Origin of the sequence: Paenibacillus melissococcoides (assembly GCA_944800085.1) — a bacterium.
Taxonomy (GTDB): Bacteria; Bacillota; Bacilli; order Paenibacillales; family Paenibacillaceae; genus Paenibacillus_B; species Paenibacillus_B melissococcoides.
Genome location: CALYLO010000007.1, coordinates 327,157 through 343,496, shown reverse-complemented (window position 1 = coordinate 343,496; position 16,340 = coordinate 327,157). Strand labels below are relative to the sequence as shown.

22 protein-coding genes and 1 tRNA gene are annotated in these 16,340 nt (G+C 45.7%); 3 read left to right on the top strand and 20 right to left on the bottom strand.

The features are described 5' to 3' along the window. Positions 1 to 32 precede the first annotated feature (32 nt). Complete coding sequence (gene rpsF, locus OCY70_RS24670; protein WP_168178522.1) at positions 33 to 320, bottom strand: 30S ribosomal protein S6; 288 nt, start codon at positions 318 to 320, stop codon at positions 33 to 35. 275 nt (positions 321 to 595) lie between these two features. Between rpsF and OCY70_RS24665 the strand changes: the two genes are divergently transcribed. After that, positions 596 to 790: a YjzC family protein gene (locus OCY70_RS24665; RefSeq protein ID WP_197256947.1), complete on the top strand. Its 195-nt coding sequence runs from the start codon at positions 596 to 598 to the stop codon at positions 788 to 790. 575 nt (positions 791 to 1,365) lie between these two features. On the opposite strand, the gene OCY70_RS24660 is transcribed toward OCY70_RS24665, so the two are convergent. The 4 genes from OCY70_RS24660 to OCY70_RS24645 all read right to left on the bottom strand — a co-directional run bounded on the left by OCY70_RS24660 (position 1,366) and on the right by OCY70_RS24645 (position 2,921). Next, positions 1,366 to 1,456 (bottom strand) — tRNA-Ser (locus OCY70_RS24660). A 47-nt stretch (positions 1,457 to 1,503) separates the two neighbouring features. Continuing rightward, positions 1,504 to 1,722 (bottom strand): DUF951 domain-containing protein, encoded by a 219-nt coding sequence (locus OCY70_RS24655; protein WP_213429269.1) that lies wholly within the window; start codon positions 1,720 to 1,722, stop codon positions 1,504 to 1,506. Further along, on the bottom strand, positions 1,712 to 2,641 hold the full coding sequence (locus OCY70_RS24650) for a mechanosensitive ion channel family protein (RefSeq protein WP_213429268.1): 930 nt from the start codon (positions 2,639 to 2,641) through the stop codon (positions 1,712 to 1,714). Before OCY70_RS24650 ends, OCY70_RS24655 begins: the two co-directional genes overlap by 11 nt. A gap of 4 nt (positions 2,642 to 2,645) precedes the next feature. Next, on the bottom strand, positions 2,646 to 2,921 hold the full coding sequence (locus OCY70_RS24645) for a DUF3343 domain-containing protein (RefSeq protein WP_213429267.1): 276 nt from the start codon (positions 2,919 to 2,921) through the stop codon (positions 2,646 to 2,648). A gap of 106 nt (positions 2,922 to 3,027) precedes the next feature. Here OCY70_RS24645 and yyaC point away from each other — a divergent pair, with 106 nt between their 5' ends. Then, positions 3,028 to 3,615, top strand: a complete 588-nt coding sequence (yyaC, locus tag OCY70_RS24640) for a spore protease YyaC (protein WP_213429266.1) — start codon at positions 3,028 to 3,030, stop codon at positions 3,613 to 3,615. On the opposite strand, the gene OCY70_RS24635 is transcribed toward yyaC, so the two are convergent. From OCY70_RS24635 to OCY70_RS24600, 8 genes are all read right to left on the bottom strand, one after another. Beyond that, positions 3,612 to 4,139 carry a DUF4446 family protein gene (locus OCY70_RS24635; RefSeq protein ID WP_213429265.1) on the bottom strand — a complete coding sequence of 176 codons (528 nt, stop codon included), beginning with the start codon at positions 4,137 to 4,139 and terminating at the stop codon, positions 3,612 to 3,614. The genes yyaC and OCY70_RS24635 overlap by 4 nt on opposite strands. Positions 4,140 to 4,166: 27 nt before the next feature. After that, the gene (locus OCY70_RS24630) at positions 4,167 to 5,336 is read right to left on the bottom strand and encodes an aminotransferase class V-fold PLP-dependent enzyme (RefSeq protein WP_213429264.1); all 1,170 of its coding nucleotides are present in this window, start codon (positions 5,334 to 5,336) and stop codon (positions 4,167 to 4,169) included. Positions 5,337 to 5,554: 218 nt separating this feature from the next. Next, complete coding sequence (locus OCY70_RS24625) at positions 5,555 to 6,409, bottom strand: ParB/RepB/Spo0J family partition protein (protein ID WP_213429263.1); 855 nt, start codon at positions 6,407 to 6,409, stop codon at positions 5,555 to 5,557. Then, on the bottom strand, positions 6,402 to 7,163 hold the full coding sequence (locus OCY70_RS24620) for a ParA family protein (RefSeq protein ID WP_006678734.1): 762 nt from the start codon (positions 7,161 to 7,163) through the stop codon (positions 6,402 to 6,404). Before OCY70_RS24620 ends, OCY70_RS24625 begins: the two co-directional genes overlap by 8 nt. Positions 7,164 to 7,357: 194 nt before the next feature. Continuing rightward, positions 7,358 to 8,173, bottom strand: a complete 816-nt coding sequence (gene noc, locus OCY70_RS24615) for a nucleoid occlusion protein (protein ID WP_213429262.1) — start codon at positions 8,171 to 8,173, stop codon at positions 7,358 to 7,360. Between the two features lie 270 nt (positions 8,174 to 8,443). Next, positions 8,444 to 8,875 (bottom strand): hypothetical protein, encoded by a 432-nt coding sequence (locus tag OCY70_RS24610; protein ID WP_213429261.1) that lies wholly within the window; start codon positions 8,873 to 8,875, stop codon positions 8,444 to 8,446. Between the two features lie 32 nt (positions 8,876 to 8,907). After that, positions 8,908 to 9,093: a hypothetical protein gene (locus OCY70_RS24605; protein WP_213429260.1), complete on the bottom strand. Its 186-nt coding sequence runs from the start codon at positions 9,091 to 9,093 to the stop codon at positions 8,908 to 8,910. A 35-nt stretch (positions 9,094 to 9,128) separates the two neighbouring features. Further along, complete coding sequence (locus OCY70_RS24600; RefSeq protein ID WP_249725341.1) at positions 9,129 to 9,644, bottom strand: SMI1/KNR4 family protein; 516 nt, start codon at positions 9,642 to 9,644, stop codon at positions 9,129 to 9,131. A gap of 164 nt (positions 9,645 to 9,808) precedes the next feature. Between OCY70_RS24600 and OCY70_RS24595 the strand changes: the two genes are divergently transcribed. After that, positions 9,809 to 11,401, top strand: a complete 1,593-nt coding sequence (locus OCY70_RS24595; RefSeq protein WP_261945058.1) for an IS5 family transposase — start codon at positions 9,809 to 9,811, stop codon at positions 11,399 to 11,401. 112 nt (positions 11,402 to 11,513) lie between these two features. Here the strand turns inward: OCY70_RS24595 and OCY70_RS24590 are convergent, their stop codons facing one another. The 7 genes from OCY70_RS24590 to OCY70_RS24560 form a co-directional block, all read right to left on the bottom strand. Next, complete coding sequence (locus OCY70_RS24590) at positions 11,514 to 11,894, bottom strand: hypothetical protein (protein ID WP_213429970.1); 381 nt, start codon at positions 11,892 to 11,894, stop codon at positions 11,514 to 11,516. 93 nt (positions 11,895 to 11,987) lie between these two features. Further along, positions 11,988 to 12,527, bottom strand: coding sequence for a hypothetical protein (locus OCY70_RS24585; protein WP_213429969.1), 540 nt, complete (start codon positions 12,525 to 12,527; stop codon positions 11,988 to 11,990). 59 nt (positions 12,528 to 12,586) lie between these two features. Beyond that, entirely contained in the window at positions 12,587 to 13,150 is a 564-nt protein-coding gene (locus OCY70_RS24580) for a matrixin family metalloprotease (protein ID WP_213429968.1), read from the bottom strand. Continuing rightward, positions 13,137 to 13,400 (bottom strand): aspartyl-phosphate phosphatase Spo0E family protein, encoded by a 264-nt coding sequence (locus OCY70_RS24575; protein WP_249725450.1) that lies wholly within the window; start codon positions 13,398 to 13,400, stop codon positions 13,137 to 13,139. Before OCY70_RS24575 ends, OCY70_RS24580 begins: the two co-directional genes overlap by 14 nt. Before the next feature lie 288 nt (positions 13,401 to 13,688). Beyond that, positions 13,689 to 13,910, bottom strand: a complete 222-nt coding sequence (locus tag OCY70_RS24570; protein WP_213429967.1) for a hypothetical protein — start codon at positions 13,908 to 13,910, stop codon at positions 13,689 to 13,691. Between the two features lie 648 nt (positions 13,911 to 14,558). After that, positions 14,559 to 15,365 carry a helix-turn-helix domain-containing protein gene (locus OCY70_RS24565; RefSeq protein WP_213429966.1) on the bottom strand — a complete coding sequence of 269 codons (807 nt, stop codon included), beginning with the start codon at positions 15,363 to 15,365 and terminating at the stop codon, positions 14,559 to 14,561. 394 nt (positions 15,366 to 15,759) lie between these two features. Further along, a complete protein-coding gene (locus tag OCY70_RS24560; RefSeq protein WP_213429965.1) occupies positions 15,760 to 15,993 on the bottom strand; it encodes a hypothetical protein in 234 nt (77 codons plus the stop codon). Positions 15,994 to 16,340 lie beyond the last annotated feature (347 nt).

Sequence of the window (16,340 nt, the reverse complement as noted above, 5' to 3'; positions counted from 1 at the left end):
GACGTATCCTTACGAAATACGATGGTTGGCAATTAAGCCACGTCTGTTGTTACGAGATGGCGGATAACTTCGTCGGAGATCTTCAGTTGACGCTCCAACTCGGCAACGACTGCAGGTTGTGCAGTGAAGTTCACGAGAACGTAGATACCGTCGCGGAACTTCTTGATCTCATAAGCAAGACGGCGTTTGCCCATCACGTCGTGTTTCGTAATTTCCCCGCCTTCGTTAGAGATGACGCCTTGGAATTTTTCGACTGCAGCTTGGACAGCTTCTTGCTCGATGTCTGGACGAATGATGTACATCAATTCGTATTTGCGCATTTCACGTTCACCTCCTCTTGGACTTCAGGCCCCTGATCGGTGTGTCAGGAGCAAGGAGCGAGAAAACTCGCACTAAATAAATATAACAAAAACAGGGCTATGGTGCAAGCCATTCCTTTGCTGTCTCGGCCGATTCATGCAGTTTAGTCCCTCACCAAAGCGGAAGATCTCATGGGAGCAGGCGCCCTCCTACATTTCTCCACTTATGAACCTGTACCCGGACGCGAACAATACAATGGAAGAGACAAGTCTGCCGATGTCAGGAGGTGGCAAGGATGGGTGAACAGACCGAATTCGAGCCGGGAGACAAAGCGCCCAACGACGGTATCTACATGGAGGTAGGCGAGGCGAGCTTCCACACCGAGATTCAGGATCCGAAGCAGATTCGCTTGAAAAAAGGCGAAACGTTTCCGGAGACGACCAACAAAGACCGCAAATGGAAAAAGAAATCCCACGCTCTTACACATTAAATCAAATTTTACCCGCGCATAAAACCGGCATGAACAGCCATAATAACGACTGACGGTGCGAAGCGAGGTGGGTTCCGTTGAACATTGCAGCGAAACACCCGAGTGACGACACACACTTTACGATAACGTCATAAGAGAAGCGAGGGGTTGTGCCAAAGACACTTTAGTCTGAAACACGAATCTTGTATGGTCAGCCATATGATAGATGAACCTAAGCCATATGAAGAAGTGAAGTAAAGCAAGTCTAATCAAGCACCGTCAACCAGGAAAGGACACCGCACCCGCGGAGTCCTTTCATTTGTGTATGTTACTGTGAAGGCCAGAGTCACGGAATCGCACAGATCCCAAATCAAGTAGACGTATAACAATCGCTATAAAGCCATTCTATTGCATGGCATTATATCCTATTTCGGGGACAGGGTAAACCATATTGATGCAATAAACAAAATACCTCCTACGCTTAGTTCGCGTAAGAGGTATCCGCTTAGTTAGTCGTTGCAAGCAGCCAACGCTCTAACGTATGTATCAATCATTAAACTCCGGTATCATACCAAAGTGTGGAACAAAAGTGAAAGTGGCGGAAAGGGTGGGATTCGAACCCACGCACGCTTTGACACGCCTAGCTGATTTCGAGTCAGCCCCCTTGGACCTCTTGGGTACCTTTCCACAGCACAATTCATTTTAACACATGAACTATAAAAATGCAAGATATTTTACTCCACTTTTTTTTTGCCCTCTGCCTCTGCCGAACGAAGCACTTTTTTCATGCTTTTTTCGAACTTGGCCCGCGGAATGAGCACGCTGTGCTTGCAGCCTACGCATTTAATCCGAATATCCATCCCCATACGGATAATCTCCATTTCATTCGTGCCGCATGGATGCGGCTTTTTCATTTGAACGATATCCCCCAGTTGAAATTGCTTACGTTCCATTCGTCGAGAGCCCCTTTCCTTCATAATTTTCAATCGCTGCCGCTTCCTCTTCTTTGCGATGCTGCGCTTTTCTAACCTCCAGATTGATGAGTCTGGACACCTGCGCCTGGGTGAACGGCTTGCATTCCGCGATGATGCGTATCGTGGTCTCGGTGCGGGTCATCGTCTGAATTCCGAGCACCTGCGGCTGCCGAATTACATTCGGTTCGCGCTCCGGCAAGGCGGCCAATGTCTTCTCCATTCTCACAACCGCCTCATCGACATCTTCATCCGCCGCGATGACAACATCCACTACCGCTAATGAATTGCTGATCGAGTAGTTGGTTACGTCCGTAATGCTTCCATTGGGGATAATATGTATCTCCCCTGTCCAGCTGCGTATCCTAGTAGACCTTAGTCCAATCATTTCCACCGTACCCTGGAACTGCCCTACCTTCACAACGTCCCCTACGGCGAACTGATCCTCGAAAATGATGAAAAAACCGGTCATCACGTCCTTCACCAGGCTCTGCGAGCCGAAACCGATCGCAAACGTAACGACCCCTGCCCCGGCCAGCAGCGGCGCCAGATTGACGTTGAACTCCATTAAGATGAACATAATCATCGTGAAATTGAGTGTCAATGAGGTAACATTTTTGAGCATCTTCACAATCGTGAGCAGCCGGCGCGGGTTAAGCGCAAGATTGCCACTTCCCTTCTTGCTTATCGCTCGGTCAATCATGCGGAAAAGCACCTTAATCGCAATCCGGGAGATGAGAATAATGAGCACGATCCGAATGGACTTGATAATCAGCCATTCCCATGTGGAAGGATCCGTGATCCAGTCCATCATCTGATGCTGCCATTTCTGAAAAATGCTGACCGTCTGTTCGATGTTCTGCTCCATCATGTTCGTCTCTGTCGGTTCTGCCTGCAGCATCCTCTCACTCCTCTATCGATTCTATCAATTGAATATATTTATCATCCTGCTTATAGAATATCCCGCGAATCTCGACCCGCTCGGTTCGAATCAGCGTCCGGACCGCCTCCAGATCGTCAGGCTGGAACTGAATGGACAGCGCGCATCCTGCCGTAATCTGCGCCGGCGTCGGACAAGTGTCAATGTCCAGATCGAGGTATTCCATCAGCATTTCCATTCGCAGCGCATGCTGGGTAGAATCAAAGGCCAGCAGCCATTCTTCCGCTTCTATTCCATTCATGACGGCGCTTCCTTCCTCAAAAGTATGATTTCCTTCATCCGAGTATAAAACTCCTCTTTCATCCATATACTAGTTACTACTATTTCGTAGAAACGGAGGTTGCGCCGTGAGTTATTCTCTCTTCAATTCTCCCGCTCCAATAGATTGTCCGCCGTGCAAAGTGGATTATAACACGCCGGAAGCGCTGACGACGCTGGTCCATTCCTGCCGCGAGCATTTGCGCATGCGCGCCCCTTACCAGTCGCTGACGGTGGTCTGCATCGGCACCGACCGTTCCACCGGGGATTGCCTTGGCCCGCTCGTCGGCACGTATCTGGTCAAGCGCGCTACTTCCCAATACCGCGTCTTCGGAACGCTTCAGCAACCGGTCCATGCCATGAATTTGAAGGACAAGCTGGACGAATTGCGGCAGGAAGACCCGAATACCTTCATCTTAGCGGTTGATGCCTGCCTTGGCCAGAGCAGCAGCGTAGGCGCGGTTCAGATCCAGCATGGTCCTGTTCGTCCGGGCGCAGGGGTGAACAAACAATTGCCCCCGGTCGGCGACATGCACATAACCGGCATCGTCAACGTCGGAGGCTTCATGGAATATTTCGTGCTGCAAAATACTCGGCTTCATCTGGTCATGAGCATGGCCGAACTGATCGGAGAAGTGATTCATCAATCGATCGCAGGGACAACCCCGGCTAACTAATCTCTGTCTGCCTTCGCCGAGGCGGCTTGTCCACGGCTGGCTGCCGCCGCTTCAAGGGCCTGCTTTTCTTCCGGTGATAAGGAATACGTGGATTGGCCTTTCTCCACAGGCTTCGCGTATACATAGGAATGATCCCGCCCATGAATGCCTGTCAACACAATGCCGTCTTGGTCATCGTTGATCCAGGCAACCGAGAAGCTCAGTTCGCTCCCATGCTCAGCAAAGGCGTTATAGCGCTGAATGCCGACATGGGATTTCATTCTGGCAGCGGCTCCTTCCAGTTGCTGAATGCGCCGTTGATGCTGCTCGATTCCGGTCCGCAACCGGCTCATGTCATCATGCATGCTGGACAGCACCAGATCGAGCTGCTCTACGCCGCTCTCCCCCATGATGGACATGTATTTCCGCCGCAGCTTGCGAAGCTTCACGCCCTGAATCCATACCAATAATAGTAACATAAGAGATAGCCCTGCCGTACACAGTACGACCAGCGGTAAATATTCATTCCATAATTCATTCATCATAGGTTTCTGTTCTCTCCTGCCTCTAGCTTATCCGATGCATAACCAATGTAGAGCTTCCGTTACTCGTTCGATATCCGCCTCCGTCGTATTCCAACCGACGCTAATGCGCAGCGCGCCCGATTCCAACGTCCCCGCAGTCCGGTGGGCCGCAGGAGTGCAATGGTACCCCGCCCTCGCCGCAATACCGAACTCCCGATCGAGACGATGAGCCAGGACGGAACTATCGATACGTTCGCTGACCAGCGATACGATCCCCGTTCGCGGCTGGCCGAGTTCAGGCCCAAGGACGCGAAGGCCTGGCAGCCGCTCGATTGATTCCATCAGCTTCTGCGCCAGTTCCCATTCCTTCTTATACCTGGCCTCAACCGTCTCCTGGAGCACAAATCGTACTCCAGCCTCCAACCCCGCGATACCGACTGTATTCGGCGTCCCCGCTTCATAGCAATCGGGCCGTGTCGCAGGGTGAACCGCTTCATTGGAATAGCTTCCCGTTCCGCCCTGTACGAGAGGATGGACATCGAGAGCCGGGTCAATATATAGTCCTCCGGTTCCCTGTGGCCCAAGCAGACCTTTGTGGCCGGGAAAAGCAAGCATATCAATGCCAAGCGCCGCCACCGAGATGGGCAGCAGCCCCGCCGACTGGGCAGCATCCACAAGCAGCTTCGCGCCATAATCATGCGCAATGGCTGCAATCTCCCCTACCGGTTGGATGGAACCGAAAAAATTGGAGCTGTGATTGCAGATCACGAGCCGGGTATGAGGCTTCATGGCCTGCCGAATCCGCTGCAGATCGACCGTTCCGTCCGCATCCGCTTCGACATAAGTGACCTGAACCTGATAATGGCGCATCAACCACTCCAGCGGACGAGTAACTGAGTTATGCTCGACACCCGTTGCTACGACATGATCCCCTGGCCGGACGTAGCCATGAATAGCAGTGTTCAACGCCATCGTCGTATTGGCCATCCAGGCAATATCTACCGGATTCGCCACCTGGAACAGCTTGGCCACCGCCACTCTCGCATGAAGAATGCGCTTGCCTGCCTTCACGGCCATGCGGTGCCCGCCTCTCCCCGGTTTTCCTCCTTCTTCCAGCATCGCCCGCTGCATCGCTTTCATGACGCATGCTGGCTTGGGCCACGAGGTGGCTGCATGATCCATATAAATGATCGAAGGCGCATCCGCTCTTCCGCGCATCTCATCCACCTCATTCTATCTATAACTTTACCTTATCCCGGCATGGACAAATAGAACATTTTTGTAACCTTTTCTGTCCCAATAAATCCCTGGAAATCGGACGTTTCAGACCGGAGTTTTCCCGGAAAATCGGGTCTCAAAACAGAAAAAAACTGGCATTCTTAGTTTAATCCTTTGGGCTAAGGATGACAACCAAGTGTCCAGCTTTTTTGCAAAAATTATTTGGAAGAAACGGTCTGCAGCATTTCCAGCAATCGTTCCAGATCCTGCTTGCTGAAATACGCAATCTCAATTTTTCCTTTGTCTTTATTTTGCTTTATCCGGACCGTGGTGCGGAATTGCTCGCGGAGGTTCTCCTCTACTTCATGCAGATATGGGTCATGGCGAACAGTCTTCGGTTTGTCTGCCGGTTTGTTCTTCTGGTGAAGCTGCTGTATCGCTTCTTCCAGTTGTCTGACGCTCCACCCTTGATCGATCGTCGATTTCGCAAGCTGCTTCACTTTCGTCGTATCTTTTACGCCTACGATAGCGCGTGCATGTCCCATCGACAGTGTTCCACGTGAAACATATTCCTTTACTTCCTCCGGAAGCTGAAGCAATCTCAGGAAATTGGCAATATGCGATCGTGATTTGCCTACCTTTACAGACAGTTCCTCCTGCGTAAGCGAGAACTGATCCATGAGTCCTTGATAAGCAAGGGCAAGCTCGATCGCGTTCAGATTTTCCCGCTGCAGGTTCTCAATGAGGGCAATTTCCATCACTTGTTGATCGGAAAAGCTGCGAATCACCGCCGGTATCGTTGGCAGTCCGAGCAATTGCGAAGCCCGGTAACGGCGCTCCCCTGCAATGATTTCGTAGCCTTTGACAACGCTCCGAACAATAATCGGCTGAATGACACCATGCTGCTTAATCGACTCGGCCAACTCCTGAATCGACTGTTCATCGAAGTTTTTGCGCGGCTGATAAGGATTCGGACGCAATTGCTGCAAGGATACTTCCATAACCTTATCATCATCGTTCACGGATAAAGAAGGAATGAGCGCATCCAAGCCACGTCCTAAACGCTTACTCATATGAAATCACTTCCTTCGCAAGTTCCAAATATACCTCGGCGCCTTTCGATTTCGGATCATAGGTCATAATCGACTGTCCATGCGACGGCGCTTCGCTCAGACGGATATTCCGAGGAATGATCGTTTGATACACCTTTTGTTGAAAATATTTTTTCACTTCTTCGATGACTTGAATGCCCAGGTTCGTACGCGCATCCAGCATCGTCAGCAGCACACCCTCAATTTGCAGGGATGTATTGAGATGTTTTTGGACCAGTCTTACCGTATTGAGCAGTTGGCTCAATCCTTCCAAGGCATAGTACTCGCATTGAATTGGAATTATGACGGAATGAGAAGCCGTCAGCGAATTAATCGTTAAAATCCCTAAGGACGGCGGACAATCAATCAAAATATAATCATATAGATGGGCCACGAGCTGCAGTGACTTCTTCAACCGGACTTCCCGTGAAATCGTCGGCACCAGCTCAATCTCAGCCCCTGCCAATTGAATCGTGGCCGGGATAATATGTAAGCCTTCGACCATCGTAGGAACGATCGCATCTTTGGGATGGACGTCATTAATGATGACATCATAAATGCAGTTGGCTACATCCGCTTTATTGATCCCTACTCCGCTTGTCGTATTGCCCTGCGGATCGATATCTACCAGTAATACCCGCTTGCCTAGCAACGCCAAACCCGCACCCAAATTCACCGTCGTCGTGGTCTTCCCGACGCCGCCTTTCTGGTTGGTAATGGCAATGACTTTAGCCATTCCTCTTCACCTCAATGTTGATTCTTTCTGCCTACTCCAGCTGCATCGAGACTGCAATTGCTTTCCTATGCAATAAAAAGAGCGGCGTCTTGGCTGCCGCCCTAACGTTCCGCCATCAGAACAACACCAACGTCTTCATCCGATCCTAAGCAACGGTAGACATGCAGCACATTATTGGACTTCAAGACGTCATTTTATCGTTTTGGAATTTTAATCACAATTTCGTAATGATCCTCGTAATCCGTTTCATCCGTTTTAATCTTCAGGCCGGATCCGGATACCATATCAATCGACTGGCGAATCGTGTTCAAGGCCAAGCGCACATCTTTCGTGAACGAAATGCGTTTCGTCTTTTTGGCCTTATTGACTTCTTTATAGAAAGCGACTCTCGCTTCCGTCTGCTTTACATTCAATTCTTTCGTAATTATCTCATTCAATAGCTTGAGCTGCCATTCTTCCGAATCGACACTCAACAGTGCCCGGGCATGACGTTCCGTCAGCTTGCGTTCCATCAGAGCTGTCTTGACTGCTTGGGGAAGTTGAAGCAACCGAATCTTGTTGGCTATCGTCGATTGGCTTTTGCCTAATCGCTGCGCCAAGCTTTCTTGTGTCAGATCATGGAGATCGATCAGCTTCTGATAAGCAACCGCTTCCTCAATCGCGGTCAACCCTTCACGCTGCAAATTCTCAATGAGAGCAATAGACGCCGCTTGAGAATCATTAATTTCTCGAATGATCCCCGGGATGGTGTCCATGCCCAGCTTTTTCACGGCTCGCCAACGCCGTTCCCCGGCAATAATCTCATACTTGCCGTTGCGCTGCCGAACCACGATCGGCTGTATAACACCATGGGTCTTAATCGTCTGACACAATTCATCAATTCGTTCATCATCAAAAATGGTGCGCGGCTGATAAGGACTGGTGACAATCTCGTTCACCGGAAGCTGTTTGACCTCATCCAGCGCTTCCCGCTCTGCAAAACCGAATAACCGAGACAGTTGTTCTTTCATATCCGATAATACCACCTAACTTCAAAATAATGCCAGACACTTGAAGAAGCGGCAGTTGCTCTGCTCCATCGGATTGTATAATCCGTAATCCATACCTACATGAAAAGCCTACCCGTGCTATATCCATGCTAATGCATTGGATACAGCTATCCTCTATCCTATCTATTCTCCAAGCAGGCACCTATTTCCTGCAAGGAGAGAACCTGAACAAAAAATTTGTTCCACGTGGAACAAATCACCAATTCCATTGGCAGCCATTTCTGCTCTACTTTACATGATACCATGATGTTCCTGCGTTTCATAGATATTCTCGGAACTGAACGGAATCGTAACTAATGGAATTCCAACAAAAACAGTTGGCCCATCAACTAGGAGGAATTGCTTACCGATTTGAGAGGCTCCAGGAGGAAAAAAGCGATCCCAGCACAGACACCACTGAGAATCGCTTCCGCATTTATCGTTTTTCAACAAATACTTTAAATCCGAAATCCTTCTGGAACTTCGTCCGTATTTATCATTCATTATTGCTGCAAGATGGTTCGCTTCCGTTTCATCCGCCAAGGAGCCAAGCTCGATGTAAAATTGATCTCCTTTCTCCTTCAGCACGCGTATGCCTGTCTCGTTCTCTCCGTAGTACAGACTTTCTTCCAGTCTGGCACAATCTATACCGCTGTAGGTTTCGGTTCTCACCGAGTAGCTCATCTTCTCTCCTGCCTTTTTATCTTCGGACAGCGTCAGTGCGCCGGATCGGAATATTCCTGCATCTCATATTTCATCGGTTTACGGAACTCCAGTACAAAGCGATAAGAAGAGTCGTCCAGCGCAATAATCCGGTAAGCATCAGCTACCAAATCACTTTTTTTCAGCTCGTTAAAACTTTCCTCATCAAGATAGCGGACACCGTTAACGGTAAAGGTCAATGTATAAGGTTCTCTTTAATAGATTAAATTATAATCTAAGGACAATTCCAGAATTTTTCTCCCCGACTCTTGATAAATTTATCAAGCCAAAGCCCAAAACTCATTCCAAGAGCAATGCACTCGTCAAAACCTGATAAATGATCTTTCACCATTAAATAATTTTTATCTCCTTCCATATACCTCCTAAAATCAATCACAATATTATCTTGATAAATATAAGCAATTTTAAATCTTCCATAAAACGGATCTTCATAAGTGTATAGTAATATTTCTTCTAAACTATAGAGTTCGGACTCTCCTCCATATTCGATATCATCAAATAATCTGCAACCATTACATATTTTTAAAAAGTTAATGTAGTCCTCCGGTAGTATAAATTTGGTTTTCCTCACAAAATCATTGAGTTCATTAACCGTTGCAGGTGGATTGAAGGTACAGGTTACTCTGGACACATCTCCACTCCCTCGCTGCATTTCAATAGATCCTCCGTTTTCCTCTAATTTTGCTTTTAACGCTTGGATGGCTTCTTTAGATAAATTTTTATTTTTCAAAATGAACACCCTTTTCTAAAAAATTCTGATATGCAATATAATTAGGGCTTGCTGAACAATCATTTTTCAAAGGTTTTACAAGGATTTCTGGACTCTAACTCGAAATAAAATGCAAGGAAAATGCGAATTTCTTGCAAAAAATCGTGCACGTGGAGTGAACCAACATGTATCGTAGAACCGAAAGCCAGCTTCAGTTGTTCGAAGATTTCTACTTGCCGTTTGGCGGTAAATTAAATAAGGAGAACCGTTGGGTTCAACTGGCCGCTATCATCCCGTGGTGGCGGGCAGAAGAATTCTACGCGAAGTCGTTCAAGAAATCAATGCGCGGCCAGATCCCCTTGTCTGTTCGTATGGCTTTGGGAGCGCTGTACATTCAGGAACGTATGCAGCTCGATGATCGAGAGACGGTCCAGCAGATCACCGAAAATCCGTACTACCAGTACTTCCTTGGGCTGCCGGCGTTCCAAGATAAGCCTCCGTTCCATCACTCGCTGTTGACCCATTTCCGCAAGCGATTGGGTGCGGATGTCATTGAACGAATCAACGATTGGATTTTGGAAGAGGACGCAGAGCGAAAGAAGCAGGAACAAAACAAGAGCGATCCTCAAGATCCTCCAGGCAGCGGCCATGGCTCTGATGGAACATCCGTTAATGAAGACGGCAAAAGCAAAGAGAAACCATGCAACAAAGGCACCTTGATGCTCGACGCGACCTGCGCACCGGCCGACATCTCGTATCCGACCGATTTGAAATTATTGAACGAGGCGCGGGAAAAACTCGAAGCGATCATCGATGTTCTGCACGAGCCTTTCGTCGGGAAGGCCAAGAAACCGAGAACGTATCGTCAAACCGCCCGCAAATGCTACCTCGAGATCGCCAAGAAACGGCGAACGGGTGCCAAATCCATCCGGAAAGCGGTTGGCAAACAGCTTCGTTATGTTTCGCGTAATCTTGGCATCATCGAAATGCTGGCAGCGAAAAGCAGCTTGAATCAACTGGGTTCGCAGCAGTATCGGCAATTGCTCGTCATTTCCGAGCTGTATCGTCAACAGCAAGAGATGTACGACAAACGGACACACTCGGTGGAAGATCGAATCGTCAGTCTTTCCCAACCGCATGTACGGCCGATTGTCCGCGGGAAAGTGAATGCTCCCGTCGAGTTTGGGGCAAAGCTGGCGATCAGTCTGGTGGACGGTTACGCTCGAATGGAGAAGCTGTCCTGGGATAACTTCAACGAAAGCATGACACTGAAAGCTTCCGTGGAGTCGTTCGTCCAGCGATATGGATGTTATCCGGAAGCCATTCTAGCCGACCAAATCTACCGAAACCGGGAGAACCTTCGCTATTGTAAGGAGCACGGCATCCGTCTGAGTGGTCCAAACTTAGGACGTCCGAAGAAAGAAGCGGAACCCGATCGGAACCAGGCCAGACAGGATGCTTCAACGCGTAACGCGATCGAAGGAAAATTCGGAGAAGGCAAACGCTCCTACGGACTGGGGCGTATTCGAGCACGCCTTCGAGAGACAAGCGAAACGGTCATTGCTCTGCAACTGCTTGTTATGAATCTCGAACGCAAGCTGCGCGTTCTCTTTTTGCCGATTTTCAGACTGCTGCTGAATCTGTGCCGTCAGCCTCTGTGGCCTAAAAGGCAATATGTTCAGCAAGCCCTAATTAGGTCCACATTTATATCCGCTCCTATTAACATGAGCAGTATTTACTATTTTTCCATTATTGGGACTTTAAGCCATTGGGTATAGCGAGGAAGCAAATTTAAACCTAGTTGGAAACACTTCATACTTTTTCCTAAATTACTTCGAGGTTTTTCATGAATGCTCGTTGGGGTTATTGCTGCAAAATTTCATCACGGGATTATTTTAATTCTCCTGACCCATTCCCATAAACCTTTCCCTCACAAATTAACTTATGATAGATGTTGTTTTTTACTTCCGCCGCTATCGCTTCCATCACGGGAATGCCCTTTATCGAATATAGATTGGTGCCAACTGGGTATGTGTTAGAAAATGTATCCTCTATGGATCTCAGAAACGACTCCTCATCACTGTACTTTTCAATCGTACCAACTTTGTGATCGATGTCCATTACCATCTCTTCGGTTATCCGATACAAGTATCCGTTCAAGGTAACGGAACTGATTCGCCAATCACCACTTGAACTGGGAAGCTTCTCTTCAGGAGTGCATCCCGTTATGATTATGGACATCATAATGACGAAACAAAAAAAATAACGCATAATTGACATCCCTCCTAATTGTAAGACGATACATCTTATCCATTTGTTGCAAAAAAAGTGTGATGAAATCTCATCACACTTTGAAAAATCAGTTTATTTTAATTCCGACAAGTTATTGACACTCATTAATTTTGGGCTTGCATTAACTGGGGGAATTACTTTGCTGCCTTGCAATTTAAATTTACCTTGATAAGCTCCTAAAATTACATATGCATCATTATCAATAGGTCCTTTATATTTTTTTAAAAAGACTATTGCTCTTTCCCCGTTAACAAATGAAGGATTTTCTTCAAAGATATAGCGTTGGTTATTATAAATACCGCCCGTTTCTAATATGGTCAAATTGTTATTTGGAATTAATCCTTTTTGGACATTCTTCACATTCGCCTTGGCTAATGAAAAAACAACGCCACCATACAAGGTACTTTTTACAGCATCAACCTCTACTTCTGCAACAACCTCGGATTTGGAAAATAATTCATTAATAGATTCATATTGATGAACAACATCACCAGAGAGTTTTATTTCTTTTAAGGATGAAGCATTTATACCTTGTCCAATTGAAAAGGCTAGTAAAAAAATAAATAATAAACCAGTAAAGAATAAAATAAAACGATTCTTGAGAATATTCATATTAGCCCTCCTAATTTATTTTTTGTTGTAAAAAATGAAAAGTAATCCTTGAACTAAATTTATAATTTGTACAATCTCATTACTCCAGTAATATCTCCATTATTTGGTTTGGTAGCTGTTCTACCTTTTAAAGCTGTACACATTACTTGGGATGGATCTTCAACATGGGATAGCCCCAAACCGTGTCCAATTTCATGTGCTGTAATACCACGGTTATATTCAAAACTATAATTATCCATGTATGTCCGGTTTAACTGTATTGAAACATTCGCAAATGTTGACCCTCCCGGTACAGTTGGAACATATGTTGCCTGACCATTCCAGTCTACATTTCCATAATCGTATGATTGTACGTAAATTTGACAAGAACTACTAGTATCAGTGAACATAATTTTATGATTTACACCAGCTGTCCATTGATAGAAAGCATCACTCGATATTGATCTGTATGTGTCACCTGACCGTGTTTTATTTTTTGTAGATGGATCCATACACACATTTAAATTCGAAACCTTCCCCCATTTATACCCATTATATGAGTAAGAGGAACTGGAAGCATATGCGAGAGAACAGATAAAAGTGTTTAACAGTAATATCAAAACAATAACTTTAAAAAATTTCATCCTTATATTCCTCCCCAATAATTTTTCTAATTTCTCTCCTAATCAGCCTCTTCTTCTGAATTTCCAAGAGGTACTCATCAAGTTTCTGACTAAGTTGCACTACATCGTAATCTGTAAACTTCTTTCCGCTTTGAACGGCTTGTTTCAGCATATGTCGCGTTCTTTCAATCTTAAGCAATAAAACTTCATCAGCATCGCTTATTTCGTTTATAGGGCTGTCAAAATAAAAACGCTCAATAGGCTCTACCACCTTTCCTACCGATCTGTAATTTCTAGTACCTCCTTCATATCCTTGATCTAAAAATGGCAGCCCGGTGTTAGTTCTACTTTACTAAGGATAAAAAGCAGGTTGCTGTCATCAACAAATGCTGTTAATTGTCATTGTATAGAAGCCTTCTTAAATACTAGATTTTGCAATTTCGAGGAAGTTTTCGACTATTGTCGACATATTTGTAAAACAAAGAAAAATAAAAAAGAGCCTTTAGTATCTAAGGCTCATCAGAATCCAATATATCCTCTCCACTGTTAATCAGGATTGTTACCATGGAACGTAAACGTCATCACCACCACCGTAAAATGAAATATTCTTTTCTTTATACGCGTTGTATTCATTTGAGTGTGACCAGGGAACAATAAAGTTACCCCCGACAGAGGCTGCAGTGATTTCCTGTTTATTAAGTTTGTAGCCAAATGATAAAGGCATCAAAAACAGAAAAGCTGCCATAACAGTCAGAATCAGTTTAGTGACTGCTTTTTTCATTCCAACCCCTCCTGTTTTATTATTACCATGGAAAATGAACGTCACCACTACCAGCGCCACTAATAGTTGTAATGATACTCTGATTATTGAGCTTATAACCATTTGGTAATGAAGGTGCCATTAAAAGATAAGCGGTTATAACAATAGTTACCAGATTTGTTATTTATTTTTTCGTGCTGTACCCTCCTCATTTTTTAATTCGGCAAAGAGTTTCTTTATGTTATCTTCCATTTGGGAGCTATGATTATCTTTTGATATTTTAAAAATGAATTCCAAGCATTCATAGTTATGTTTAGGCATACTAATTTTTGAAAAGATGATCGCACTCTTTATAAAGCAACTCAGAGCTTCATAGCTTTTCCCGATCATGATCATGTATTTTCCTTTATTAAGGAAGTAGTGAGCATATCCTGCCTTTGATATAGGGTTACTTAAATCCTTAGGGAGAAACTCCGGTTCGTGATAGATTAATATTTCTACAGGGCTTACATCGTCGGAAGAAAGATATAGCTCAATAAGTGTGTTAACGGCATTAATTTTATAGAAAGACGTTTTCAGGCATTCCTGTAATTGAGTAATTGAGTAATTGCTAAATCTGTTTTTCCCTTGCGCTGATTAAGTTTTGCTGTCATAAAATCAACATTCTCTTTAACAAAAGGAAAGTTGAAAGCTGAATGTTTTCAAGTATTTTTCTGATAACTCGAACTTTTCCTGGTGGAAATAAGAAGAACAAATCAACAATGTTGAGTAAGCCTTAAAGCTGCTCTCCGATTCATCCTCAATAATAGCCCGCTTGCACAGCTCAATACATTCATTGAAGTTACGTAAGTTGTAGGCATGAACGCCCAACTTATAGTACAGAGTGATTCGCTCATCGGTAGTCAAGAATTCCGTATAATACAAAATGTACTTTCCCGATTGAAATGTTTCTTCCAGCTTACTGAAATCATCACGTTCCACTAAATACTTCTGAAGCGCCCCGCGCGCAACAAAGGACTGCATTCCATGGCTTCTGGCATATGCAATCAATGTATTCAACAAAGCCAATTTTATTTCGGTATTGTCCACAAGTTGCTGTATATCGAGCAATAATTTGGCTGCGATTGCTTCGCTATTTTCATCTTCGGATTCTAACAAGTATGAAGCGATCTTTGTGCTTAGGGAGGCATTTTGGAGTGAAAAAGAGTCATAAAGCAGTTTACATAACGTGTCGGAGCGGGGATTTGTTAACATGAATGGATCCAGCACTTCATCGAGGGGAATCTCCAAAACCGATATAATCGGCTGGATGGTTTTAAAGTCGGGCCGCCGAATTTCTCCATTCTCGATCTTGGAAATACTCCCGCTGCTCACTCCTGACAATTCGGCCAAATGAGCCTGCGTCATTCCCCGCTCTTGTCGGTAGCGTTGAATCAGTTCCCCCAAGGTTGAGAACTCCAGACTGACGGAACTCACGTCCTCACCTTCCTTATAATGGTATTATTCGTAGCTACATATTATCATTTCATGATTTTTTTGTAAATGAAATCTCCATAACGACAATTTCACCGATTTTTACTGACGACTTATTTAACGAAGATTTAACCCAAGGTCAACTAATTTGGAAAGTATCCATAAATAAAGAAGAGGAGGGGTAAACTATGGCAATACGAGGCGGTGTAGCGTATGGAATGTGCACGTGTCTCTCAGAAACGCCAAGTGACTATACCTCAAAAATTATACGAACAAGCAGGGATTAAAGACGAAGTGGAATTTTGTCTCCAGGGAAGTATATCTTAAAAGGTAAACATTAAAAAAGAGCCTGCCCAAATGCCGGCTCCTCAGAGTAACACCGATGGTTTTGGCGAGATTAGCCGCAAATCGTCACTTCCCGATGATAGGCGGTCGGCCTCCTTTCCGTAAGAACCCCTTCGTCGTCGAACAGGCCTTGCCTGGCCAGCAGCCTCATCTCCTGCGCAAGCATGTTCTCCAAATAATCCGGATTCGGAGAGCTCCCCTGAACTCCTCCAATATTCTGCGGTACGGATCCAACGGGAGCCGCAGCAGAGTCGTCCGTTGCCGATGGCTTTTTCATCTGCTTCACTAAAGCTGCAGTAATCTCCCGTACCCGGTCATTCATTTCCACTAAAGCCGCAGTATCATCCGCACCCCGGTCATTCACTCCACCAAAGCTGCAGTATCATCCGCACCTCCAGTCATCCACTCCCCTAATGCTGCAGTATCTCCCGTCATTCTAGTCATCTGCTCCACCAATCCTGCAAGAATGCAGCAATTTCATTGGCACGAGTATGCGAAAATAGAATTGCTGCAAAACTACAGCAATTACCCTACGGTAAGGCGCAGATAGCGTTCAAAATGGCGAAATGATGCAGTTTTGCAGGATTTTCTCGGAAGTTAGCCTCTTGAGGCAAAAAATGCTGCGCCTGTGCA

Excerpts from the sequence above, each read along its gene's own strand:
- rpsF (WP_168178522.1), bottom strand. The coding sequence starts at position 320 with ATGCGCAAATACGAATTGATGTACATCATTCGTCCAGACATCGAGCAA.
- OCY70_RS24665 (WP_197256947.1), top strand. The coding sequence starts at position 596 with ATGGGTGAACAGACCGAATTCGAGCCGGGAGACAAAGCGCCCAACGAC.
- OCY70_RS24655 (WP_213429269.1), bottom strand. The coding sequence starts at position 1,722 with ATGGAACGTAAGCAATTTCAACTGGGGGATATCGTTCAAATGAAAAAG.
- OCY70_RS24650 (WP_213429268.1), bottom strand. The coding sequence starts at position 2,641 with ATGCTGCAGGCAGAACCGACAGAGACGAACATGATGGAGCAGAACATC.
- OCY70_RS24645 (WP_213429267.1), bottom strand. The coding sequence starts at position 2,921 with ATGAATGGAATAGAAGCGGAAGAATGGCTGCTGGCCTTTGATTCTACC.
- OCY70_RS24635 (WP_213429265.1), bottom strand. The coding sequence starts at position 4,139 with ATGATGAATGAATTATGGAATGAATATTTACCGCTGGTCGTACTGTGT.
- OCY70_RS24630 (WP_213429264.1), bottom strand. The coding sequence starts at position 5,336 with ATGCGCGGAAGAGCGGATGCGCCTTCGATCATTTATATGGATCATGCA.
- OCY70_RS24625 (WP_213429263.1), bottom strand. The coding sequence starts at position 6,409 with ATGAGTAAGCGTTTAGGACGTGGCTTGGATGCGCTCATTCCTTCTTTA.
- OCY70_RS24620 (WP_006678734.1), bottom strand. The coding sequence starts at position 7,163 with ATGGCTAAAGTCATTGCCATTACCAACCAGAAAGGCGGCGTCGGGAAG.
- noc (WP_213429262.1), bottom strand. The coding sequence starts at position 8,173 with ATGAAAGAACAACTGTCTCGGTTATTCGGTTTTGCAGAGCGGGAAGCG.
- OCY70_RS24610 (WP_213429261.1), bottom strand. The coding sequence starts at position 8,875 with ATGAGCTACTCGGTGAGAACCGAAACCTACAGCGGTATAGATTGTGCC.
- OCY70_RS24595 (WP_261945058.1), top strand. The coding sequence starts at position 9,809 with ATGTATCGTAGAACCGAAAGCCAGCTTCAGTTGTTCGAAGATTTCTAC.
- OCY70_RS24590 (WP_213429970.1), bottom strand. The coding sequence starts at position 11,894 with ATGCGTTATTTTTTTTGTTTCGTCATTATGATGTCCATAATCATAACG.
- OCY70_RS24585 (WP_213429969.1), bottom strand. The coding sequence starts at position 12,527 with ATGAATATTCTCAAGAATCGTTTTATTTTATTCTTTACTGGTTTATTA.
- OCY70_RS24580 (WP_213429968.1), bottom strand. The coding sequence starts at position 13,150 with ATGAAATTTTTTAAAGTTATTGTTTTGATATTACTGTTAAACACTTTT.
- OCY70_RS24570 (WP_213429967.1), bottom strand. The coding sequence starts at position 13,910 with ATGAAAAAAGCAGTCACTAAACTGATTCTGACTGTTATGGCAGCTTTT.